The sequence below is a fragment of the Inquilinus sp. OTU3971 genome, from assembly GCF_038440215.1.
The window spans coordinates 60,390-82,042 of record NZ_JASATH010000007.1 but is presented as its reverse complement, the minus strand read 5'-3'; the positions used below and the strand labels follow the sequence as shown (position 1 = coordinate 82,042).

16 protein-coding genes are annotated in these 21,653 nt (G+C 70.0%); 3 read left to right on the top strand and 13 right to left on the bottom strand.

Going from position 1 to position 21,653, the window contains the following annotated elements; all coding sequences use genetic code 11:
- Nucleotides 1-103 precede the first annotated feature (103 nt).
- The 12 genes from AAHM41_RS03440 to AAHM41_RS03385 form a co-directional block, all read right to left on the bottom strand.
- Nucleotides 104-1,543, bottom strand: a complete 1,440-nt coding sequence (locus AAHM41_RS03440) for a sensor histidine kinase (RefSeq protein ID WP_342235104.1) — start codon at nucleotides 1,541-1,543, stop codon at nucleotides 104-106.
- The gene (locus AAHM41_RS03435; RefSeq protein ID WP_342235103.1) at nucleotides 1,530-2,210 is read right to left on the bottom strand and encodes a response regulator transcription factor; all 681 of its coding nucleotides are present in this window, start codon (nucleotides 2,208-2,210) and stop codon (nucleotides 1,530-1,532) included. The genes AAHM41_RS03440 and AAHM41_RS03435 overlap by 14 nt, the downstream gene beginning before the upstream one ends.
- Nucleotides 2,211-2,280: 70 nt before the next feature.
- Nucleotides 2,281-2,688, bottom strand: a complete 408-nt coding sequence (locus AAHM41_RS03430; RefSeq protein ID WP_342235102.1) for a YbaN family protein — start codon at nucleotides 2,686-2,688, stop codon at nucleotides 2,281-2,283.
- Nucleotides 2,675-4,417 carry a thiol reductant ABC exporter subunit CydC gene (gene cydC, locus AAHM41_RS03425; protein ID WP_342235101.1) on the bottom strand — a complete coding sequence of 581 codons (1,743 nt, stop codon included), beginning with the start codon at nucleotides 4,415-4,417 and terminating at the stop codon, nucleotides 2,675-2,677. Before cydC ends, AAHM41_RS03430 begins: the two co-directional genes overlap by 14 nt.
- Nucleotides 4,414-6,105: a thiol reductant ABC exporter subunit CydD gene (cydD, locus tag AAHM41_RS03420; protein WP_342235100.1), complete on the bottom strand. Its 1,692-nt coding sequence runs from the start codon at nucleotides 6,103-6,105 to the stop codon at nucleotides 4,414-4,416. Before cydD ends, cydC begins: the two co-directional genes overlap by 4 nt.
- 311 nt (nucleotides 6,106-6,416) lie before the next feature.
- Nucleotides 6,417-9,068, bottom strand: coding sequence for an aminopeptidase N (pepN, locus tag AAHM41_RS03415; protein WP_342235099.1), 2,652 nt, complete (start codon nucleotides 9,066-9,068; stop codon nucleotides 6,417-6,419).
- Nucleotides 9,069-9,140: 72 nt separating this feature from the next.
- Nucleotides 9,141-12,098 (bottom strand): phosphoenolpyruvate carboxylase, encoded by a 2,958-nt coding sequence (locus AAHM41_RS03410; RefSeq protein WP_342235098.1) that lies wholly within the window; start codon nucleotides 12,096-12,098, stop codon nucleotides 9,141-9,143.
- A gap of 443 nt (nucleotides 12,099-12,541) precedes the next feature.
- Nucleotides 12,542-12,940 (bottom strand): hypothetical protein, encoded by a 399-nt coding sequence (locus tag AAHM41_RS03405; RefSeq protein ID WP_342235097.1) that lies wholly within the window; start codon nucleotides 12,938-12,940, stop codon nucleotides 12,542-12,544.
- A gap of 259 nt (nucleotides 12,941-13,199) precedes the next feature.
- Complete coding sequence (locus tag AAHM41_RS03400; protein WP_342235096.1) at nucleotides 13,200-15,197, bottom strand: PhoX family protein; 1,998 nt, start codon at nucleotides 15,195-15,197, stop codon at nucleotides 13,200-13,202.
- Between the two features lie 148 nt (nucleotides 15,198-15,345).
- Nucleotides 15,346-15,738, bottom strand: a complete 393-nt coding sequence (locus tag AAHM41_RS03395; protein ID WP_342235095.1) for a hypothetical protein — start codon at nucleotides 15,736-15,738, stop codon at nucleotides 15,346-15,348.
- A 4-nt stretch (nucleotides 15,739-15,742) separates the two neighbouring features.
- A complete protein-coding gene (locus tag AAHM41_RS03390) occupies nucleotides 15,743-16,717 on the bottom strand; it encodes a threonine ammonia-lyase (protein WP_342235094.1) in 975 nt (324 codons plus the stop codon).
- 52 nt (nucleotides 16,718-16,769) lie between these two features.
- A complete protein-coding gene (locus AAHM41_RS03385; protein ID WP_342235093.1) occupies nucleotides 16,770-18,719 on the bottom strand; it encodes a lytic transglycosylase domain-containing protein in 1,950 nt (649 codons plus the stop codon).
- A gap of 51 nt (nucleotides 18,720-18,770) precedes the next feature.
- Between AAHM41_RS03385 and dapA the strand changes: the two genes are divergently transcribed.
- Complete coding sequence (gene dapA, locus AAHM41_RS03380; protein WP_342235092.1) at nucleotides 18,771-19,646, top strand: 4-hydroxy-tetrahydrodipicolinate synthase; 876 nt, start codon at nucleotides 18,771-18,773, stop codon at nucleotides 19,644-19,646.
- Nucleotides 19,647-19,665: 19 nt separating this feature from the next.
- Nucleotides 19,666-20,136: an SsrA-binding protein SmpB gene (smpB, locus tag AAHM41_RS03375; protein WP_342235091.1), complete on the top strand. Its 471-nt coding sequence runs from the start codon at nucleotides 19,666-19,668 to the stop codon at nucleotides 20,134-20,136.
- 44 nt (nucleotides 20,137-20,180) lie between these two features.
- Here smpB and AAHM41_RS03370 read toward each other — a convergent pair whose 3' ends face one another.
- Nucleotides 20,181-20,807, bottom strand: a complete 627-nt coding sequence (locus AAHM41_RS03370) for a LabA-like NYN domain-containing protein (protein ID WP_342235090.1) — start codon at nucleotides 20,805-20,807, stop codon at nucleotides 20,181-20,183.
- Nucleotides 20,808-21,019: 212 nt separating this feature from the next.
- Between AAHM41_RS03370 and rpoZ the strand changes: the two genes are divergently transcribed.
- Nucleotides 21,020-21,466, top strand: coding sequence for a DNA-directed RNA polymerase subunit omega (gene rpoZ, locus AAHM41_RS03365; RefSeq protein WP_342235089.1), 447 nt, complete (start codon nucleotides 21,020-21,022; stop codon nucleotides 21,464-21,466).
- Nucleotides 21,467-21,653: the final 187 nt, after the last annotated feature.

Sequence of the window (21,653 nt, the reverse complement as noted above, 5' to 3'; positions counted from 1 at the left end):
GGGACCAGCCCTCACCCGCCAGCGCTGCGCGCTGTCGACCTCTCCCGCCAGGCGGGAGAGGCAATCGGCATGATTCAGCCTGAAACGATCCCGCTCCAGGCGTTCAGGACTGCGACGCGATCCGGCCCGTGGGGGCGGGGACCTGGGCGCTGTCCTGTGGACCGGCCAGCACATGCGGGAAGCGCATCGCGACGTGCAGCCCCGGCGCGTTGTCGGTCAGCGACAGCGTCGCCCGGTGCAGCCGCGCCACCGCCGAGACCAGCGACAGGCCGAGGCCGGCGCCGGGGGCGCTGCGGCTGGCGTCGAGCCGGACGAAGCGGTCCAGCACCCGGCCGCGCGCCTCCTCCGGGATGCCCGGGCCGCTGTCGCGGATGTCGAGCACGGCGCCGTCGCCGTCGCGCCGGACGGCAAGCCGGATCCGGCCGCCCTCCGGCGTGTATTTGATGGCGTTGTCCAGCAGGTTGGCCACGGCCTGGGCCAGCAGGTGGCTGTTGCCGGGCACGGTCACGCCGGGCTCGATCGCGGTGGTCAGGACCTGGCCCTTGTCCTCGGCCACCGGGCCGTACAGCTCGCCGGCATCGGCGGCCAGCGCCGACAGCTCGATCGGGCTGAACCGGTCGCGCACCGCCCCGGCCTCGGCCAGCGCGATCTCCAAGAGCGCGTTGAAGGTGGCGAGGATGCCGTCGGCCTCGCGGATCGCATCCTCCATCGCCCGGCGGAACCCGTCGGCATCGGTCTCGCCCATCAGCGAGACCTCGAGCCGGCTGCGCAGTCGCGAGATCGGGCTGCGCAGGTCATGCGCGATGTTGTCGGCGACGCCGCGCATGCCGGTCATCAGCCCGTCGATCTGGTCCAGCATGGCGTTCAGGCTGGTGGCCAGGCGGTCGAACTCGTCGCGGTTGCCGCGCACCGGCATGCGCCGGGTCAGGTCGCCCTGCAGGATGTCCTCGGTGCCGCGGTTGATGCCCTCGATCCGGCCCAGCAGGCTGCGGCTCATCAGGATGCCGCCGGCAATGCCGAACACCGCGGTCAGGATCAGGCCGCCGATCAGCGCGTCGGTCATCAGCTTGGTGAAATCGGTGCGCTCGGTCATGTCGCGCCCGACCAGCAGGTAGAAGCCGCCGATCAGGGCGAAGGTGCGGGCGCGCGCCACCTGGGGCTTGGAGTCGCCGCCGGCATCGGTCGCGACCAGGAAATCGACCGTGCTGTCTGAGGCGCTGCGCGCGATCGGCGGCCAGGAGGACAGGTTGCCCTCGATCCGGTTGTAGTTGCGGTCGGCCAGCAGGTACAGGCCGCGCCGGCCCGGGGCGGCCTGGCTGCGCTCGCGGATGATGCGCATCAGGCCGACCAGGCCGAACTGGCGGTACTGCTCGGCCAGGCCGGTGATCTCGGCCTGGATGGTGTCGTCGGTCTGCGCCGCGATCACCCGCACCGTCTGCCAGTACACGAATCCCATCACCCCGGCGACGGACACCCCGAACACCAGCATGTAGATGATCGCATAGCGGAAGGTGGAGCTGCGGAGGACCCTAATCAGATGCACGGAGGCAGTATCCCGCGCCGCGCACGGTCTGCAGCAGCGGCGCGTCGAAGTCCCGGTCGATCTTCTGCCGCAGCCGGCTGATATGGACGTCGATCACGTTGGTCTGCGGATCGAAGTGATAGTTCCAGACATTCTCCAGCAGCATGGTCCGGGTGACCACCTGGCCGGAATGACGCATCAGGTACTCCAGGATCTGGAACTCGCGCTGCTGCAGGTCGATCTTGCGGCCGGATCGGGTGACGCTGCGCGACAGCAGGTCCATCCTCAGGTCGCCGATCTGCAGCTCGGTCTGCGCCGCCGCGGGCGCGGTGCCGCGGCGCAGCAGCGCCTCCAGCCGGGCCAGGAGCTCGGTGAAGGCGTAGGGCTTGGTCAGATAGTCGTCGCCGCCGGCGCGCAGGCCGCGGACCCGGTCGTCGACCTGGCCCATCGCGCTCAGGAACAGCACCGGCGTCTGGTTGCCGTTGCGCCGGATGGTCTCGACGATCAAGAGCCCGTCCATGCCTGGCAGCATGCGGTCGACGATCATCGCGTCGTAGGTCTCGCTGGTCGCCAGGAACAGGCCCTGCGGCCCGTCCGGCGCATGGTCCACGACGAATCCGCTCTCGCGCAGACCCTTGGTCAGGTATTGCGCGGCCTGGGCGTCGTCTTCGATCACGAGGATTCGCATGATCCGAACCTTACGACGAGGCGGGGCGGTTCGGAAATGACAAGCATGTCATGGCCGGCCCATGCCCCGGTTAGATTTTGGCGTTCGGGCGGGTCAGAATGTACAGGATCAGGACCGCGAAGAAGGCGGCGACGATCCCGACCACCAGGTGCGAATGCACCGACACCGCCACGATCGCCAGGCTGGCGGCCAGGCTGACCACCGCCAGAAGCTTGGCCCAGGCCGGGATCGCGCCGTGCCGCTCCCAGGCCTGCAGCGGCGGGCCGAAGCGGCGATGGGTCAACAGCCAGTTGTGCAGCCGCGGCGAGGACCGGGCGAAGGCCCACAGCGCCAGGATCATGAAGATCGTGGTCGGCCACAGCGGCACGAACAGCCCGATGATGCCGGCGACGACGCACAGCGCGCCGAAGGCCTGCAGCACCAGCCGCAGCGTGGTCGGCCCCAGGACTCCAATCCGGTTCAGATCAAACCGCGGCATGGCGCTTCGTCCGCCCCGGCAGGGCGGCGTCCAGGATCTCGGCCGGCACGCCCTGCACCACGATCCGGCCCTCGGCCATCAGCACGGCGCTGTCGGCCAGGCGCAGCAGCGCCGGGCGGTGGGTGATCACCAGCGTGGTGCGGCCGGCGGTCAGCCGCTCCAGCGCGTCGATCACCTGGGCCTCGGTCTCGCCGTCCAGACCCTCGGTCGGCTCGTCCAGCACCAGGATCGGCGCATCCTTCAGGATGCAGCGGGCCAGGGCGATGCGCCGGGCCTGGCCGCCGGAGACCTGGACCCCGGCCTCGCCGACCCAGGTGTCGAGGCCGCGCGGCAGGGACTCCACCCAGGCCGAGAGGCCGGCGGCCTCGACCGCCGCGGCCAGCCGGTCGTCGCCGGCCTCGGGGTCGCCGATCAGCAGGTTGTCGCGGATCGTCCCGGCGAAGATCTGGCTGCGTTGCGACAAGTACGCGACGCGGCGCCAGATCTCGGCCTGCGGCAGGCGGCGGATGTCGACGCCGCCCAGGGAGACGGTGCCCTCGTCCGGGTCGCGGAAGCGCAGGATCAGGGCGGTCAGCGTGCTCTTGCCGCTGCCGCTCGGGCCGACCAGCGCGATCCGCTGGCCCTCGAGCAGCTCCAGGTCGATGTCCCGCACCGCCGGCCGGTCGCCGGCCCGGTAGCGGTAGGACACGCCGGACAGGACGATGGCGTTGCCGGCCGGGGCGGGGGCCGGCGCCTCCGGGTCGCGCACCAGCGGCGCCAGCCCGGCGAAGTCGAGCAGCCGGCGGGCGGCGGCGCGGGTACGGCCGAGATTCTGGAAGGCCAGCGGCAGCGGCACCAGCGCGTCGAACAGCGCCAGCGCGCCGAGCATCATCAGCGCCACCGCCGGTCCCGGCAGCACCCCGGCGGCGACACCGGCCACGCCGAGCGCCAGGATCGCCGCCGCCGCCAGCTGTCCGGCCAGGCCGGACAGCGCGGTCGACACGCCGGACAGCCGGGCCATGCGCCGCTGGGCCGTCATCAGCACCTCGTTCTCGGCCAGCACCGCCTCGGCGTGGCGGCCGTCGGCCTGGTAGACCTTCAGCTCGGCCAGGCCCTGCACGCCTTCGACGATGCGGGTGCGCAGCCGCGCCGTGGCCAGCGCGATCGCGCGGCCCACCGGGGCGCCGATCCGCTGCATCGCCCAGGGCAGGGCGATGCCGACCAGCAGCGCCAGCGCCACCACGATCGCTGCCGCGGCCGGGTCCAGCCACAGCAGCACGCCGCCGACCAGCAGCACCGCCAGCACGGCGACCACGGCGGGCACGATCACGCGCAGATAGACGGCGTCGAGGGAATCGACGTCGGCGGTCATGCGGTTCAAGAGGTCGCCACCTCGCTGCTCCTCCAGCCGTGCCGGGGCCAGCGGGATGGCGGCGCGGAACAGCCAGACCCGGAGCCCAGCCAGGAAGCGGAAGGTGGCGTCATGCGTCACCAGCCGCTCGGCATAGCGCGACCCGGTGCGCAGCACGGCCAGTCCGCGGATGCCGGCGGACGGGCTGGCGAAGTTGAAGGCCACGGCGGTCGCCGCCGCGGCGCCGGCGACGGCCGAGGCGGCGATGAACCAGCCGGACAGCACCAGCAGCCCCAGCCCCGACAGGGCGGTGACGACGGCGAGCAGCAGGCCGAACGCCATCTTCCGCCGCTGCGGCCGCGCCAGGCGCAGGATGGTGAGGAGGGGACGGTCCATCATGCCGCCTCCGCCTGCACCTGGCCCTGGTCGAGCAGGATCCGGCGGTCGGCGATCGCCATCGCCGCCGGGCTGTGGGTCGCCACCACCACGGTGCGGCCGCGGGCCAGGCGGCGGATCGATTCCAGGATCTCCGCCTCGGTGTCGCGGTCGAGCGCGGCGGTCGGCTCGTCCAGCAGCACCAGCGGCGCATCCTTCAGGAAGGCGCGGGCCAGGGCGACGCGCTGGGCCTGGCCGCCGGACAGGCCGACGCCACGCTCGCCGACCGGGGTGTCGAGGCCCTGCGGCAGCGCCGCCGCGAACTCCGTCACCCGGGCCTCGGCCGCGGCATGGTCGACAGCCGCATCGTCGGCCTCGGGCCGGCCCAGCCGGATGTTGTCGCGCAGCGTGCCGTGGAACAGCACCGGCGCCTGGCCGATCCAGGCGATGCGGCGACGCAGCTCCTCCGGGTCGATCTCGGCCAGGTCGACGCCGTTGACCAGCACCCGGCCGGCATCCGGCCGGCGGAAGCCCAGCAGCAGCGACAGCAGGGTCGATTTGCCGGCGCCGCTCACGCCGACCAGGGCGATGTTGTCGCCCGGCGCGATCCGCAGGCTGACGCCGCGCACGGCGCTGCGGGTGCCGCCGTCGAAGGCGACCGAGACGTTCTCGAACACGATGTCGAGATCGCCCTGCGGCATCGGCCGGCCGCCGGCGGGGGCCTCGGCCGGCGTGTCCAGCACCTCGGCCAGGCCCTCGGCGGCGCCGATCGCGGCCACCCGGTCGTGGTAATAGGCGGCCAGCAGGCGCAGCGGCTGGAAGAAGTCGGGCGCCATCAGCAGCACGAACAGGCCGCTGAACAGGGTCAGGTTCGGCGCCGTGCCCCAGCCGATATGGCCGAGCAGGCCGAGCCCGACATAGGTGGCGACCACCGCGACCGCGACCGAGGCGAAGAACTCCAGGCTGGCCGAGGACAGGAAGGCGATGCGCAGCACCCGCATGGTGCGGTCACGGAAGGCGTCGGCGGCCAGGGCGATGCCCTCGACCTCCGCCTCGGCCCGGCCGAACAGCCGCAGCGTCGCCAGCCCCTGCAGCCGGTCGAGGAAATAGGCGCTCATCCGCGCCAGGACGCGGAACTGCTTGCGGCTCTCATCCGCCGCCTTCATGCCGATCAGCGCCATCATCAGCGGCACGAAGGGGCCGGCGATGGTCAGGATCACGCCGGACACCCAGTCGATCGGATAGACCGCGGCCAGGATCAGGATCGGCAGCACCATCGCCACCCGGCTCTGCGGCAGGAAGCGGGCGTAGTAGCCGTCCAGCGCCTCGATCCGCTCGATCAGCGTGACCGCCAGGTCGCCGGTCTGCCGCTCCGCCCGCCAGGCGGGCCCGAGGGCATGGACGCGGTCGAGGATCTGCCGCCGCAGCCGGGTCTTGACCTGGGTCGACGCCACCGCGCCCAGCGCCTCCCAGGTCCAGGCGGCGCCGGCCCGCAGCAGCGCCGCGGCCAGCAGGGCGGCGAAGAGCGGCCAGAGGTCGGACAGCGCCGCCCCCTCCATCACCGCGCGCTGCAGGATCCAGGCGATCAGCCCGGCCTGGGCGACGCCGCACAGGCCCTGGGCGATCCCGGCCGCCGCGGTCAGGCCGATCGGCCGGCGCGCCAGCCCGGCCTGCCGCTTCAGCCAGCGACCGGCGGCGCGGTCGTCGCCCATACGAGCTTGGGCCGGGCCGGTCGAGGATGAGCGGGGCGGAGTGGGGGCCAAGGGTTCAGTGCTCCAGTGACTAAGGCGAGGTAAGGCGCCGGCCCGGTCCGGTCAACGGCACGAAATGAAGCAGCAGTTTCGCGCCGAGCCGGGGGAATGGCCCTCTGACCATAGCGTCATCTCGCCCTTCCTCCCCTCATTCCTTGGTTTGATTTTTCCTGACCAAGGTTGGGTTCGCCTTTGCGAACCCAACATCGCGCCGCCGGGCCATCGTTGAGTTCGCATCCGCGAACCCAACCTACGGGGTGTGCGCTATCGCCTCAGGCCCGGCTCTTCGCCGCGATTTCGTAGACGTCGCGCGACAGCTCGGGCGCCGCCAGGATGCGGTCCAGCTCGGCCTTCATCGCCGCCTGCCGGCCGGGCTCGTGCCGCTGCCAGCGGCCGAGCGGCACCAGGATGCGCGCCGCCAACTGTGGATTCGGCCCGTTCAGCGCCAGCACCTGGTCGGCCAGGAAGGCATAGCCGGAGCCGTCCGCGGCGTGGAAGTGCAGCGGGTTGCCCATGGCCAGGCTGGAGATCAGCGCCCGCGCCCGGTTCGGGTTGCGCAGGGTGAAGGCCGGGTGCCGGGTCAGCGCCTTGATCGCATCGAGCGTGCCGGGCAGGGCGGAGGTCGCCTGCAGCGCGAACCACTTGTCGACCACCAGCGGCTCGTCCTGCCACTGGGCGTAGAACGCCTCCAGCGCCTGTGCCCGCTCCGGGATGTCGCGGTCGCGCAGCACGGTCAGGGCGGCCAGCACGTCGGTCATGGTGCCGCCGGTCCGGGCCTGGGCCAGGACCAGCCCGATCGCCTCGGCATTGCCCTGGAGCAGGCCGAGATACCCAAGGCAGGCGTTCTTCAGCGCCCGCCGGCCGACCGCGGCGGCGGAGACGTCGAACGGCCCGTGATCGTCATTGGCCTGATAGACGGCCAGCAGCCGGTCGCGCAGCGCCGTGGCGATCGCCAGCCGCGCCGCCTCGCGCACCGCATGGATGCCCTCGACGTTGATCAGCGCCATCTGGTCGGCGAGGAAGGATTCGCTCGGCAGCGCCATCGCCTCGGCGATGAAGGCGGCGTCGAGCGCCTTGTCGTCCAGCAACCGGCCGACGGCGGCGACGAAGTCCGGGTCCAGCCGCCAGTCCCGCCCGGCCTGGCGGGCGGCGACGCCCTCCAGCAGCAGCTGGGCTGCCAGCTGCTGGCCGGCTTCCCAGCGATTGAACGGGTCGCTGTCATGGGCGAACAGGAAGGCCAGCCGCTCACGCGGCTGCGGTGCCAGCTTGACCGGGGCGGAGAAGCCGCGGAACAGCGACGGCACCGGCCGCCCGGCCAACCCCTCGAAGACGAAGCGCTGGCGCGCCTCGGTCAGCGACAGGATCCGCGTGCCCGGCTTGGCCTCGGTCTCGCCGGCCAGGCGCAGCGGCAGGTCTTGGCCCTGGGCGTCGAGCAGGCCGAGCGCCACCGGGATGTGCAGCGGCTGCTTGTCCGGCTGGCCCGGCGTCGGCGCGGTCGCCTGCGCCAGGGTCACGCTGTAGCGGCCGGTGGCCTGGTCCCACTCCTCCTCGACCGCGATCTCCGGCGTGCCCGCCTGGGAATACCAGCGGCGGAACAGTTTCAGATCGACGCCGCTCGCATCCTCCATCGCCGCGACGAAGTTCTCGCAGGTCGCGGCCTCGCCGTCATGGCGCTCGACATAGAGGTCGATGCCCTTCCGGTAGCCGGCCGGTCCGAGCAGGGTGTGAATCATGCGGATGACCTCCGCCCCCTTCTCATAGACCGTCGGCGTGTAGAAGTTGTTGATCTCGATATAGCTTTCCGGCCGGATCGGATGGGCGATCGGGCCGGCATCCTCCGGGAACTGGATGGCGCGCAGGCGGCGGACATCGGCGATGCGCTGCACCGGCCGGCTGTTCAGGTCGGCCGAGAACTCCTGGTCGCGGAAGACGGTCAGGCCTTCCTTCAGCGACAGCTGGAACCAGTCGCGGCAGGTGATGCGGTTGCCGGTCCAGTTGTGGAAATACTCATGCGCCACCACGGATTCGACGCGCTGGAAGTCGCCGTCGGTGGCGGTCTCGCGGCTGGCCAGCACCAGGGCGGTGTTGAAGATGTTGAGGCCCTTGTTCTCCATCGCCCCCATGTTGAAGTCGGAGACGGCGACGATCATGAACAGGTCGAGGTCGTATTCGAAGCCGTAGACCTGCTCGTCCCAGGCCATCGACTCCTTCAGCGACCGCATGGCGTGGCCGACCTTGGTCTCGTCGCCGCGGCGGGTGAAGATCTTGAGGTCGATCGGCCGGCCGGACCGGGTGGTGAAGCTGTCCTCGACCGCCACCAGGTCGCCGGCCACCAGGGCGAACAGGTAGGACGGCTTGGGGAAAGGGTCCTCCCACTTCGCCCAGTGCCGGCCGCCCTCGGCCTCGCCGGCGCCGACCGGATTGCCGTTCGACAGCAGCACCGGCACCTTCGCCTTGTCGGCGACGATGGTGGTGGTGTAGCGGGCCAGGATGTCCGGCCGATCGAGATAGTAGGTGATGTGGCGGAAGCCCTCGGCCTCGCACTGGGTGCAGAAATTGCCGCCGGAGGTGTAGAGCCCCTGCAGCGAGGTGTTGTTCTGCGGCTCGATCTCGGTGGTGATCTCGAGGGTGAAGGACTGGGGCAGGCCGGGCAGGGTCAGGTGCTCGGCATCGACCGAATAGCGGTTGTCACCCAGCGCCTCGCCGTCCAGCGCGACGCCGGTCAGCCTGAGGCCCTGGCCATCCAGCACCAGCGGCGCCGCGGGGTCGGAGGTCGCCGGGTTGCGCCGCATGGTCAGGCGCGACGTCACCGTCGCCCCGTCCTCGCGCAGGTCGAAGCGCAGGTCGACCGTGTCTATCAGGAAGTCGGGCAGGCGGTAGTCGGCCAGGCGGATGGTGCGCGGGGCGCTGCTGGAATCGGTCATCGGATCTCGGCCGCTGATGGATCTGTGCTCCTGTCTAGACCAGCGCGGCCGGCGGGGCAAAGCCCCCGGCCCTCAGCCGAAGAAGCCGGTCCGGTGCACCACCGCGGCCGAGACCCGGCGGACCAGGCCGTAGAGCTGCCGCATCGGCCGGAAGATCCGCTCGTTCTCGAACTGGTAGTTCTGGCTCTCATCCGAGCGGTAGGTCGCGGCCTCGCCGAAATCGGCCACGGCGATGGTGTCCTCGGTCAGCGGGAAGATCTCCTCCAGCGACGTCACCGCCGGCAGCACGTCGAGATGCAGGATGCGGGCGATCACCTGCTTCACGGTCAGGTTGTGCCGGCTGGAGAATTCCGGGATCCGCATCGCCAGCAGGAAGATCTCCTGGATCAGCGCCAACCGCACCGCATGCAGCACGGCCAGCGCGTCGCGGCTGGCCGGGTCGACATGCTGCGCCTCGTCGGCCACGCTCTCCAGCCCGTCGCGCAGCAGGATGAAATCCTTGTGCAGGGCGCGGAAGACGCGGCTCTGCCGCTCGTACACCGGCATCGGCTCGAGATGGCCGGACAGCGCCACCATCCGGTCCGCCAGCTCGCGGTCGCCGGTGGCGGCGGCGCGGGTGATCCAGGATCCGGGGTCGAGCACGTCGACATAGGACTTCATCGCCGCCGGGTTGCTGGCCGAGGCGCCGTAGATGACGATGCCGATCAGCTGCCTGAACCGCGGCGAGGCGGCGTAGAGCTCGCGGAACCGCTCCGGGTCCTTGGCGATGGCGGCGCCGGCGCCGCCGACGCTGTTGGCCAGCAGGCCGAGCTGCATCAGGATCGCGTTGTGCGGGATGGCGCGCAGCTGCGACGGCATGGCGTGGTCCAGCTCGCTCGGGTCCTCATGCTGCCGCTTGGTGGCGCGGCTGCCGGAGGGGAACAAGAGGTTCGGGCCCAGCGCCTGCAGCAGCACGCCGTAGTCGCGGCTCTGCATCAGCCGGACCTGGAACTCCTTCACCGTGGTGAAGAACTCGCGGATGTAGGACGCCTCGTCATAGAACGGGTCGTCCGCCACCTTGCCGTCCTGGGTGCCGTCGACCTCGGCCAGGATGTGCTCGAGGATGCGGGTGACCACGGCATAGGCCATGTCGGGATGGGCGAAGTAGAGATACCCGTCGCCGCCCTGGAAGCTGACCTCCTGCTTGAAGCCGACGCCCTGGCTGGCCATGAACGCCCGGGTCGCCGGCGGGTCGACATAGGACAGCCGGTCGGCGATGCCGCCCGGATGGCAGCCGCGGCCGATCGATTCGCCATGGGTGTCGAAGATCAAGAGCTGCACGTCCGGCAGACCGGCCTTGGCGATCACCCGGATCAGCCTGAGGCGCAGCCGCTCGATCGAGGCGCCGGCCGGGGTCTGGCCGAGATAGCGCCCGGCGTCGGAATAGCCGGTCTGGACGCAGACCCGGCCGCGGCGGCGGACATAGTCGCGGTAATGCGGGTTCTCCAGCAGCTGCTCGATGATCCGGCTGCCGTTCTCCAGCGCCTTCTCGGTCTCGAACAGCGGCGAGATGTCGACCATGCCGTCGACCCCGAACAGCCGGGCGTAGTACAGCGCCGTCAGGCAGGTCAGGGCGCTCTCGCTCTCGGCGATCAGGAAGCGGATCGGGGCCGAGCGGTCATTGTATTTCAGCATCTGCGCCAGCAGCATGAACAGGCGCTTGACCGAGGTGCGCTCCGACAGCAGCGAGCCGAAATTGACCGTCACCGGCTCGACCGCGTCGAGCAGCGCGTTCAGCCGGTCGAGATAGGATTGGCGGTAGCGCGGGTCGTTCGGGTCGGACACCATGCCGACCGCCTTGCGGATGGCGTTGTGCACCTGAGTGGCGTTGATCCGCACATGGGTGTGGGCGGCGCCGAGCCCATGCGTCGCCAGCTCGGCGCGCAGCAGGCAGAAGCGGCGCGACAGGTCGGGGTCGTCGGTCCGCTCCAGCGCCCGGTCGACGATCGCGATCAGGCTGGCGGATTCGGTCAGGCGCAGCGCCTGGCCGGCATGGATGCGCTGGCTGATGACGCGGATCTGCTCGCGCCCCGCGGCGGAGCCGGGGTCGGCCACGGCGAAGGCGGCGACCTCGTCCCGGATCTGGGCGATGGCCAGCGCCACCCGGCTCTCCAGCAGGTCCAGCGTCTCCAAGAGGTCGGCGGCGCCGCGCGGCACCCCGGACCGGATCGCCCGCACCTCGGACAGGTAGTGGTCGAGCTGTACCGCCTGGACCAGCAGGCGCTTGTGCAGCGTGTCGGTCCAGCGGATGTCGGAGCGGCCGTCGAGGTCGTAGCCGACCCAGGAGGCCAGAGTGACCAGCCGCGGCGTCAGGCTGCGCCAGTCCTCGGGATAGGCCTCGCGGGCGACGTCCAGCAGGATGCCCCATGCCCGGCCCAGCGCGGCGCGGGCATTGGCGATGGCGTCGAGCGACAGGGCGTGCTCGCGCGCCAGGGTGAGATCCTCGTCCGGCCGGTGCTCGACCGTGGCGGCACGGGCGAGCAGGGTGGCCCGGGCCTCCTCGGTCAGGGGCGTGCCGTCGGCGGCGCGACCGACCGCCAGCACCGCCAGGTCGGTCATCAGCGCGCCGGACAGGTTGAAGGTCGGGTGGGCGGTGAAGACGGCGCCGAAGGCCTCGCTCTCGACCCGGCGGCGGAAGGCGGCGAAGGGTACGGTGTTGCCCGCCTCGTCCTGCGTCAGGTGCTGGAACAGGGCGCGCAGCGTCGCGTCATTGGCCTCGGGCCCGGTCTCGCCGAGATAGCGGCCCAGCCGGGCGGCGCGGTGGCTGAAGCCCTCGATCGTCAGATGGCCGATCAGTTCCTCGATGTCGCGATAGCCCAGCTTGCCGTCCGCCAGGCGGCGCGACAGCTCCAGCGCCAGATGCTGGATCGGGTTGGCGAAGGGGTCCTCGCGCTGGGACTTCTCGTAGCGTTTCAGCAGCTGCGCCAGCTCGCGGGCGAGGGGTGTCGTCCGATCCTCCGGCCGAGGCGTGGCTGGGCGCGTATCCGGCATGGTGCATCCCCTGCGGCAGCCGCGATGCTGCAACTGCGTCATGCATCCATGTTGCGCTGCGAAGGGCTTGTCAATCGCTTTGGCGAAGGAAATCGGCCGGCCAGCGACAGATTCGAAGGTCGTCAGTCCTTGAGGCGAGATCGGCAGTGCTGCCGAAATCGATAAAATCCAATATGCTGCGGCTGAATCCTGAACCGAAAAAAGAAGTGGCCCCGACGCGGGGGGAAGCGTCGGGGCCGTTCTTAAGCCTGGTCCGATCCGCTCGGAGGGGAGGGAGCGTCCGGCCCGGCTGACGGCTAAATCGATCCCATCGGAGGATCTTTGGTGATGGTCGGGGGGACGAACCATCACCGGCCGCCCTATGGATTTGGGGGCGAACGCAAAATTGTCAAGCAATCAGATGACGGGTTCGGGGCTACGACGGGCCGTCGCAACGCATGGCTTCAATGCGCATCTGCATGACCCTGGGAACGACCGCGGTCGATCAGGTCGTAGCCCCGTTTCAGCGCCACGCCGGCGCCGATGACGCTGACGATGAACACGCCCAGCCCGACCCGGTACAGCTCGGGCGAGGTCGCCGCGATCAGCCCGACCACGGCCAGGATCCCGAGCAGGAAGGTCACCACGAAGCAGGAGTCCGGCTCGCTGGGCAGGAAGGCGCGGCTCGGCCGCTCCTCGCGGGCGTCGAAATGCTGCTTGATCAGCAGCATGACGCTGCCGATGCAGGCGACGAACAGGGCGATGCCCAGCACATACAGGTCGTCGCTCTGCGCCCGGGCGGCGCTGACCAGCCCGAGCAGGGCGATGATGGCGGCCGCGGCGGCCGCGTTCAGGCGTCTCATGATCCGTGTGGTCCGATCGTCTCGCGAAACCCGCGCCACTATCGATATGGGTCGACCGCACCGCAAGATCGACGGCGGGGAAGCGACAAAAAAACTCCCCGCGAGGGGAGGCTGGGTCTCCGAGAGCCCTCATCGTCATTGCGAGGGGCGCGACCGACGAAGCAATCCAGGGGCCACGTCAAACGGCCCTGGATTGCTTCGCTGCGCTCGCAATGACGATCTTTAAATTTATCAGTCAGTTATGAGGCTATCCTAAACCTCAAACTCCGATCTTGCCGCCGCCCTGCTTGGTGATCACCACGACCGAGGGCCGCGGCGGCATGCCGTCCTGGAAGTCGGGCCAGCGGGTCGACGGGTCGGCGAAGGTGCTGGGGCGACCGAACTCCGGCCACTCCTTGCCGCCTTCGCCCGGATGCTGCACCGCGACGAAGAAGGCGGTCATGTCCGGGGTGATCTTCGGGCCGCACATCTCGGCGCCGACCGGGACGCGGAAGAACAGCTTGCCGGTGCCGCGGGCCTCGCCCTCGGTCTCCAGGCCCCAGATGCCGTCGGCGCGGCCGCTGTATTTGTAGTTGTTGCCGTCGGTCGAGATCCACAGCCGGCCGTCGGCGTCGATCTCGCAATTGTCGGGCGACCCGAACCAGCCGTTCTTGCTGGTGCCCGGATGGAAGGTGGCGCCGACCGCGGCAACGCTGGGGTCGCCGCACTTCACCAGCAGGTCCCAGGTCCCCGCGGTGGCGGTGTGGTCGCCATCGGCCGGGGTGATCTCGACGATATGGCCGAACTTGTTCTCCGGCCGCGGGTTGGCGGCGTCGACCTGCTCGGCCTTGCGCCGGTCGTTGTTGGTCAGCATGACGTAGACCTTGCCGTTCACCGGGTTCGGCTGCACGTCCTCCGGCCGGTCCATCTTGGTGGCGCCCAGGAGGTCGGCGGCGCGGCGGGTCTCGATCAGCACGTCGGCCTGGCTCTTGAAGCCGTTCGCCTCGGTCAGCGGGCCCTGGCCGAACACCACCGGCATCCAGGCGAGCTTGCCGTCGGCGTCGAACTTGGCGACGTAGAGCGTGCCGTCGTCCAGCAGGTCCATATTCGCCGCCCGGTTGTTCGGGTCGAACTTGCCGGCGGTGACGAACTTGTACAGGTAATCGAAGCGCTGGTCGTCGCCGGCGTAGAAAACGACCCGGCCGTCCTTATTGACGATGCTCTCGGCGCCCTCATGCTTGAAGCGGCCCAGCGCGGTGCGCTTCTTCGGCACCGAGGTCGGGTCGGTCGGGTCGATCTCGACCACCCAGCCGAAGCGGTTGGCCTCGTTCGGCTCCTTGACCAGGTCGAACCGGTCATGGTGCAGGCTCCAGGCGTATTCCGCCTCGCCCATGCCGTAGCGCTTGTAGTTGCGCGCCTCCGGATGGTCGTCCTTCAGCTCGCCGCCGAAATAGCCGTTGAAGTTCTCCTCGGCATGCACTGTGGTGCCCCAAGGGGTGGTGCCGCCGGCGCAGTTGTTGATGGTGCCGATCACCTTGGTGCCGGTCGGGTCGGCCTTGGTCTTCAGCCGGTCGTGGCCGGCGGCCGGGCCGGTGACCAGGAACTCGGTCGAGAGCGCGGTGATGCGGCGGTTGTAGGGGCTGTCCGCCACCACCGCCCATTTGCCGTCGGCGCCGCGCTTGACCTCGATCACCGACTGGCCATGCGCGGCCATCTCGATGTCGACATGCTCCTTGGTCAGCTTCGACAGCTCGAACTCGCCCTTCTCGTCGGCGATGTCGGGGAACATGAGTCCCGCGTCGGTGTATTCGTGGTTCACCACCAGCAGGCCGTGGTCGCTGGAGTTCGAGCCGAGAGGCAGCGGCACGTAGCCGATGTAGTCGTTGTTGTAGCCGAACTGCTTCTCCTGCGCGTCGGCGGTCTGCTTCTGCACGTCGAAGGCCGGGGCGCCCTTGACCACCGGGTCGCCCCAGCGGATCAGGATGTCGGCGTCATAGCCCTTGGCCACATGATGCTTGGTGTCGACGCCGGCCTCGAGCTCCTCGAACACGTAGCGCGACGGCACGGTCGCCTGCGCCGGGCGGGTGCTCGACAGGAACGCCGCCGGGCCCGCCACCGCGCTGATCGCCGAGACGGCCAGGGCGCCGCGCAGCATGCCGCGCCGGCCGAAGCGGGCGTTGACGATGTCGCCCATGGTCGGATTGTCGGAGAGGTTGCTGCTGCGGTCGTCCTGCTGCTCGTAGCGCTGAACGCGCGACAGGGTGGAATCCTGGTCCATCTCGGTCCCCTCTGGGCTGGCTGCCGTGGCGGCGGGCTTTGAATCCGGGGCGGACCTTACCGATCCGTAATGTTCGAATTGTTTCAGGTCGATGACGGTTCGATGAACGTCGGCGAGGCGGTGCGAGGCGGCGAAAGACGCGACCGGATCAGGGATCCGGCGGCGCCAGCCCGGCCAGGGCGGCGCCGATCGCGCCGGTGTCGTCCGCCAGCGGGCACAGCAGCGCCGGCCGGCCGCCGAGCCGGGCCTCGACCGGCCGGGCTTCGGCGATCATCCGGGCGATCGCGGCCTCGGCCTCCGGCCCGCCGAGCGGCGTCCGGTCCAGCGGCTGGTCGCCCGGATTGCCGCCCAGCGCCTCCTTCACCGCGGTGCCGGCCCACAGCACCCGCGCCGGGCCGGACAGGTCGAGCATCAGCAGATGCGGCAGCATCGGCATGATCTCGACCGGGCTCAGCGCGTCGCGATGCGGCGGCCGGCCGCCCTCGGCACGGCCGTCCCACCAGCCCTGCAGCCGGTCGAAGAAGGCGGGGCGGCCGGTCATCGGGTCAAAGCGTCGCGAGGGCGTCGCGGAAGGTGGCGGCGTCGACATTGCCACCGGAGCAGACGATGACGACGCTGCGGATGTCGTCCGGGATCCGCCGCTCCAGCGTCGCCGCCAGGCCGATGGCGCCGCCGGGCTCGACCACCAGCTTCAGCGTGTCGAAGGCCACGGCCATGGCCCGCAGCACCGCGTCGTCCGGGGCGGTGACGCCGCCCGACAGCGTCTCGCGCGCGATCGAGAAGGTGATCTCGCCGGGGGTGGGGGATTGCAGCGCGTCGCAGATCGACCGCGCCTCGGGATCGTTCTTCACGCGCTCGCCGGCGGCCAGCGACCGCCGCATGTCGTCCAGCGCCTCCGGCTCGGCCGCATAGATCCGGGTGCCCGGCAGCCGCGCCTTCACCGCCACCGAGATGCCGGAGACCAGGCCGCCGCCGCTGCAGCCGACCAGCACCGCGTCCGGGCGCACGCCCAGCTCGGCGCATTGCTCGGCGATCTCCAGGCCGATCGTGCCCTGGCCGGCGATGATGCCGGGATCGTCATAGGGCTTCACCAGGGTGGCGCCGGTCTCGGCCTGGATCTTCGCCGCCACCGCCTCGCGGTCCTGGCCGAAGCGGTCATAGGCGACCACTGTGGCGCCGTAGGATTCGGTGTTGCGCCGCTTGATCGCCGGGGCGTCGGCCGGCATCACGATCGTGGCCTTGACGCCGAACAGCTTCGCCGCCGCGGCCACGCCCTGGGCGTGGTTGCCGCTGGAGAAGGCGACCACGCCGCGGGCCCGGTCGGCCTCTGGGATCATGGCGATGCGGTTGTAGGCGCCGCGGAACTTGAAGGACCCGGTGCGCTGCAGCGGCTCGGCCTTGACCAGCACCTCGCGCCCGGCCCGGGCGTCGAGCAGCGGCGAGCGCAGCAGCGGTGTGCGCACGGCCTGGCCGCGCAGCCGCCCGGCGGCGGCCTCGATATCGGTGACGGAAACGATCATCTTTGTTTTCCAGTCCGCTATCCGACGAATTTGATCTTACACATCAAGAAAGTTAGCGCAGCAGATCCGCCGCCAGCGCCCCGACTTTCGGCGCCTCGCCCAGGCGCAGGCGGTAGACCTGCGTGTTCTCCAGCACGCGCTGGACGTAGCTGCGCGTCTCGGGCAGCGGGATGGATTCGATCCAGTCCACCACCTGCTCCGGCGTCTTCGACGGCGTCGGCGCCCAGGTGTCGACACGGCCGAAGCCGGCATTGTAGGCGGCGATCGCCCGCGGCCAGTTGCCGTCATAGCGCCGGATCAAATCGGCCAGGTAGCGGCTGCCGAGGCGGAGATTGTGCACCGGGTCACCGCTGAGCATGCCGGTGGTGTGGTCGATGCCGAGCGACTGGGCCACGTCGCGGGCGGTGCCCGGGCGCAGCTGCATCAGCCCGATCGCCCCGGCGCTGGACACGGCGGTGGTGTTGAACTCGCTCTCCTGCCGCGCCAGGCCCAGCACCAGGGCCGGCGGCAGGCCGCTCAGATCGTCCGGCAGCGGCACCAGCGGGTAGGCGGCGTCGATCACGGTCAGGCCGTCGCGCGCCGCAGCCTTGCCGGCGCGGACGGCGACGAAGGGGTATTTCATCGAGGTCGCCAGCGTCGCCAGCAGCCGGTTGTTCTCCGCCGTGTCGGCGTCGACCATCAGCTTGCGCAGGAACAGATCGGCGCGGTCGCGCTGGCCGACGGCGTCGAGCAACCGGGCGGCGCGGGCCAGGTCGCCGCCATAGGAGTCGACCGCCTGGGGGCTCGGCGTCGCCGACACCGGCAGCACGGCGATGCTGGGCTGGTCGAGCTTGTCGGCGGCGAGCTGGCCATAGAAGGTCAGCGTCTGCTTCGCCGCCGTCCGGTACCAGTCCGCCGCCTTCTGCTTGTGGCCGGCGGCCTCATGCGCCCGCCCGGCCCAATAGGCGCCACGGGCCAGGCTGATCGGCATCGAGACGTCGGCATAGAGCTTCTCGAAATGCTCGACGGCGTCGTCCGGCCGGTCGAGGAAGCGCAGCGCCAGCCAGCCGGCCAGGAAGTCCTTCTCGGCCCGGTCCACCGCGTCGCTCTGCTCGCGCGCGGTGACTAGCTGGTAGGCCTTGCGGTAGGACTGCTCGTCGAACAGCCGGCGGGCGATGATGTGCCGCTCCAGCCACCACGCCTTGGCATGGGGCGAGGTCTTCGGCTGCTGCCCCAGCATCTCGATGGCGCCGGCCTCGTCGTCGTTGCGGCGGCGCCAGCGGGCGCGCTCGTACAGGATGCCCTCATCCTGCAGCAGCTTCGCCGGCAGGGCCCGCACCGCGGCCGAGGCGTCCGGCGTGCGCGCCATCAGCTTCAGCCGGGCGTCGGCGATAAGGCGCCGGTCACCGGAGACGCGGGACAGCATGCGGCGCGCCTCGTCGGTGCGTTCGGCCCACAGCAGGGCGTCGAGCCGCGCCCAATGGTCGTCGGCGTTCAATAGGCTGCCGAAGCGCCCCAGGAACTCGGTCTCCTGCGCGCCGGTCAGGGCGATGCCGCGCCAGGTGTCGCGGGCCCAGATCCGGGCCCGGATCGGGTCGACCGTCTGCAGCGCCGTGCCGAAATGCAGCGCACCCTCGGCGGTCAGCGGGGCGAAGGCGTCGAACCAGGCGACCACCGCGTCGGCCGGCAGCCCATCCGGCATCGTCCGCTCGGCGCGGCGGCGCAGGGCCTGGACGTTCGGCCAGTCCGGATTGCGGACGACGAAGGCGGCCAGCTCCTCGAAGCCGGCGGTGCTGTCCGGGCGCGACAGGTCGGCCCAGGTCGCCAGCCGGCCGACCAGGGTGCTTGCCATCGTGGTCTCGACCGTCCGCACCACGTCCCAGGCGTTGCGGTCGACGGCGAAGAACAGGGCCTGCGCCGCCTTGATCTCGGCCGGCGTGGCCGGCTGGGCGTGAGCCGGGACGGCGCTGATCAGCAGCAGCGCCGCGGCGGCGGCCAGCGCCGTTTGCTTGCCGGCCCGCACCACAGCGGCTATGACACTGCGTTTACCATTCCAACGCCCACGGAAGCTTCCATGTTCAAGGGATCGATCGTCGCCCTGATTACGCCGTTCACCGAGAGCGGGGTGGACGACAAAGCCTTCCAGGGCTTCGTCGACTGGCAGATCCGCGAGGGCACCCAGGGCGTGGTGCCCTGCGGCACCACCGGCGAGTCCCCGACGCTGAGCCATCCCGAGCATGAGCGGGTGGTCGAGCTCTGCGTCGAGGTGGCGAAGGGCCGGGTCCCGGTGATCGCCGGAACCGGCTCGAATTCGACCGAGGAGGCGATCTCCCTGACCCGGCACGCGCAGAAGGCCGGCGCGGACGCCGCGCTGGTCGTCACGCCCTACTACAACAAGCCGACGCAGGAAGGTCTCTACCAGCATTACAGGGCCATCCATGACGCGGTCGATCTGCCGATCGTGATCTACAACATCCCCGGCCGCAGCGTGATCGACATGTCGATCGACACCATGGCCCGCCTGGCCGAGCTGCCGCGCATCGTCGGGGTCAAGGACGCGACCGCCGACCTGGTGCGGCCGCTGGCGACGCGGCTGCGGATCGGTCCCGAGTTCTGCCAGCTTTCGGGCGAGGATGCCACTGCCACGGCATTCCTGGCGCAGGGCGGCCATGGCTGCATCTCGGTCACCGCCAACGTGGCGCCGCGGCTCTGCGCCGAGATGCACGCCGCCTGGGCCGCGGGCGAGCTGAAGCGGATGGAGGCGATCCGCGACCTGCTGATGCCGCTGCACCGGGCGCTGTTCCTGGAGACCAGCCCGGGGCCGGTGAAGTACGGCGCCAAGCTGCTCGGCCTGTCCGACGACCGCGTCCGGTTGCCACTGGTGCCGCCGGGCGAGGCGACCCGGGCCGAGGTGCGCGAGGCGATGGTCTTCGCCGGCCTGATCAACTGACCGGAGCACATCGAGCATCATGGCAAAGCCGAAGACCCCGGGCCGCCTCGTCGCGCAGAACCGGCGGGCACGGCACGACTACTTCATCGACGAGAATGTCGAGGCCGGCATCGTCCTGGTCGGGACCGAGGTGAAGTCGCTGCGCGAGGGCCGCGGCAACCTGCAGGACGCCTATGCCGGCGAGATGCAGGGCGAGCTGTACCTGTTCAACGCCCATATCCCGGAATACGGGCCGGCGCAGCGCTTCAACCATGAGCTGAAGCGGCCGCGCAAGCTGCTGGTGCGCCGGCGGGAACGGGACAAGCTGTTGGGGAAGGTGAGGCGGGAGGGCATGACCCTGATCCCGCTGTCGATCTATTTCAATGCCCGCGGCTTCGCCAAGGTCGATCTCGGCCTGGCCCGCGGCAAGAAGGCGCATGACAAACGCGAGGCCATCAAGGCCCGCGACTGGCAGCGCGAAAAGTCGCGCGTCCTGCGCGACCGCGGCTGATCGCGGCAGGCCGGTTCCCTCACGGGAAACCGGCCTGGGCCACATCAAGCCGAGCGGGCGTAGGTGCCGGCCTGCTGCACCGTCTCCTCGACATTGCCGTCATCGCCCTCGACCGCCGGAGCGACCTGGGTGCGGTTCGGGGCGTTCATGCGCTGGATGTGCGGCGACAGCTCCATCAGCTCGACGAAGTTGTCGGCCTGACGACGCAACTCGTCCGACACCATCGGCGGGCTCGACTTGATGGTCGAGACCACGGTGACGCGGACGCCCTTGCGCTGGATCGCCTCGACCAGCCGCTTGAAGTCGCCATCGCCGGAGAACAGCAGGATGTGGTCGGCCCGGTCGGCCATCTCCAGCGCATCGATCGCCAGATCGATGTCGACATTGCCCTTGACCCGACGACGGCCCTGGCTGTCGGTGTACTCGCGCAACGGCTTGGTCACCATGGTGTAGCCGTTGTAGTCGAGCCAGTCGATCAGCGGGCGGATAGGGGAATATTCCTGATCCTCGATCAGCGTCGTATAATAGAAGGCGCGGATCAGGCGGCCCTTCTTGGCGAACAGGTCGAGCAGCCGGCGATAATCGATATCGAAGCCAAGGGAACGGGCCGCGCCATAGAGGTTGGCGCCGTCAATGAATATTGCGAGCCGTTCTTCCTTATAGAATATCATGTGCGTTCCTTCGCGGCAGGGGACAGGTTGACAGATTGGGTTCGCTACCCACTTTGCAAGGAGCGGTCAACGGTTCGCGACGAGGCTTGCGCATCCGCCGCATCTGCGCTACGTGGTCCGCCCTTCGGTATAACAAAGATGCAGCCGTTGCGTTGCATCCATCTTGTCACGATTCTATCGTCGTGGCTGTTTTCGTGCAGGAGCGATAGCCCATGGCTCGCGTCACCGTCGAGGATTGCGTCCTCAAGATCCCCAACCGGTTCGATCTGGTGCTGATGGCGGCCCAGCGCGCCCGCGACATTTCGTCCGGCGCCGCGCTGACCATCGACCGCGACGACGACAAGAACCCGGTGGTGGCGCTGCGCGAGATCGCCGACGAGACGGTGCCGCTGGCGGGCCTCGAGGAAGCGCTGGTCAAGGGCCATCAGAAGCTGGCCGAGATCGACGAGGCCGATGAGGAGATCATCGAACTGATGGCCGGCGAGGAGGAGTGGCTCAAGGCCGGCGTTGCGCCGCAGTCTCCGGCTGCCGCCGTCGGCTCGGACGAGGAGTCCACCTTCGGCATCGGCGTCGCCGACGACGAGGCGGAGGACGAAGCCGAGGAGGACGAGGACGGCCGCGGCGACCTGGAAATCGGCTCCACCGAAGACGACATCTGATCCAAGCGGAACTGCCCGGCATGGTGTCAGGCCGCCTGTCGGGAGATCGATGATGCCGGTCGAAGGCATGGCTGTCGCGCGCCTGCCGAATTTGATCCACAACGCGGCGGATTCTGGTTCAACATATTGTCCGGACGGGCGCTGGGCCGTCCGTCCGGGAGAATGGTTTATGGATCGGTGGCGGGGC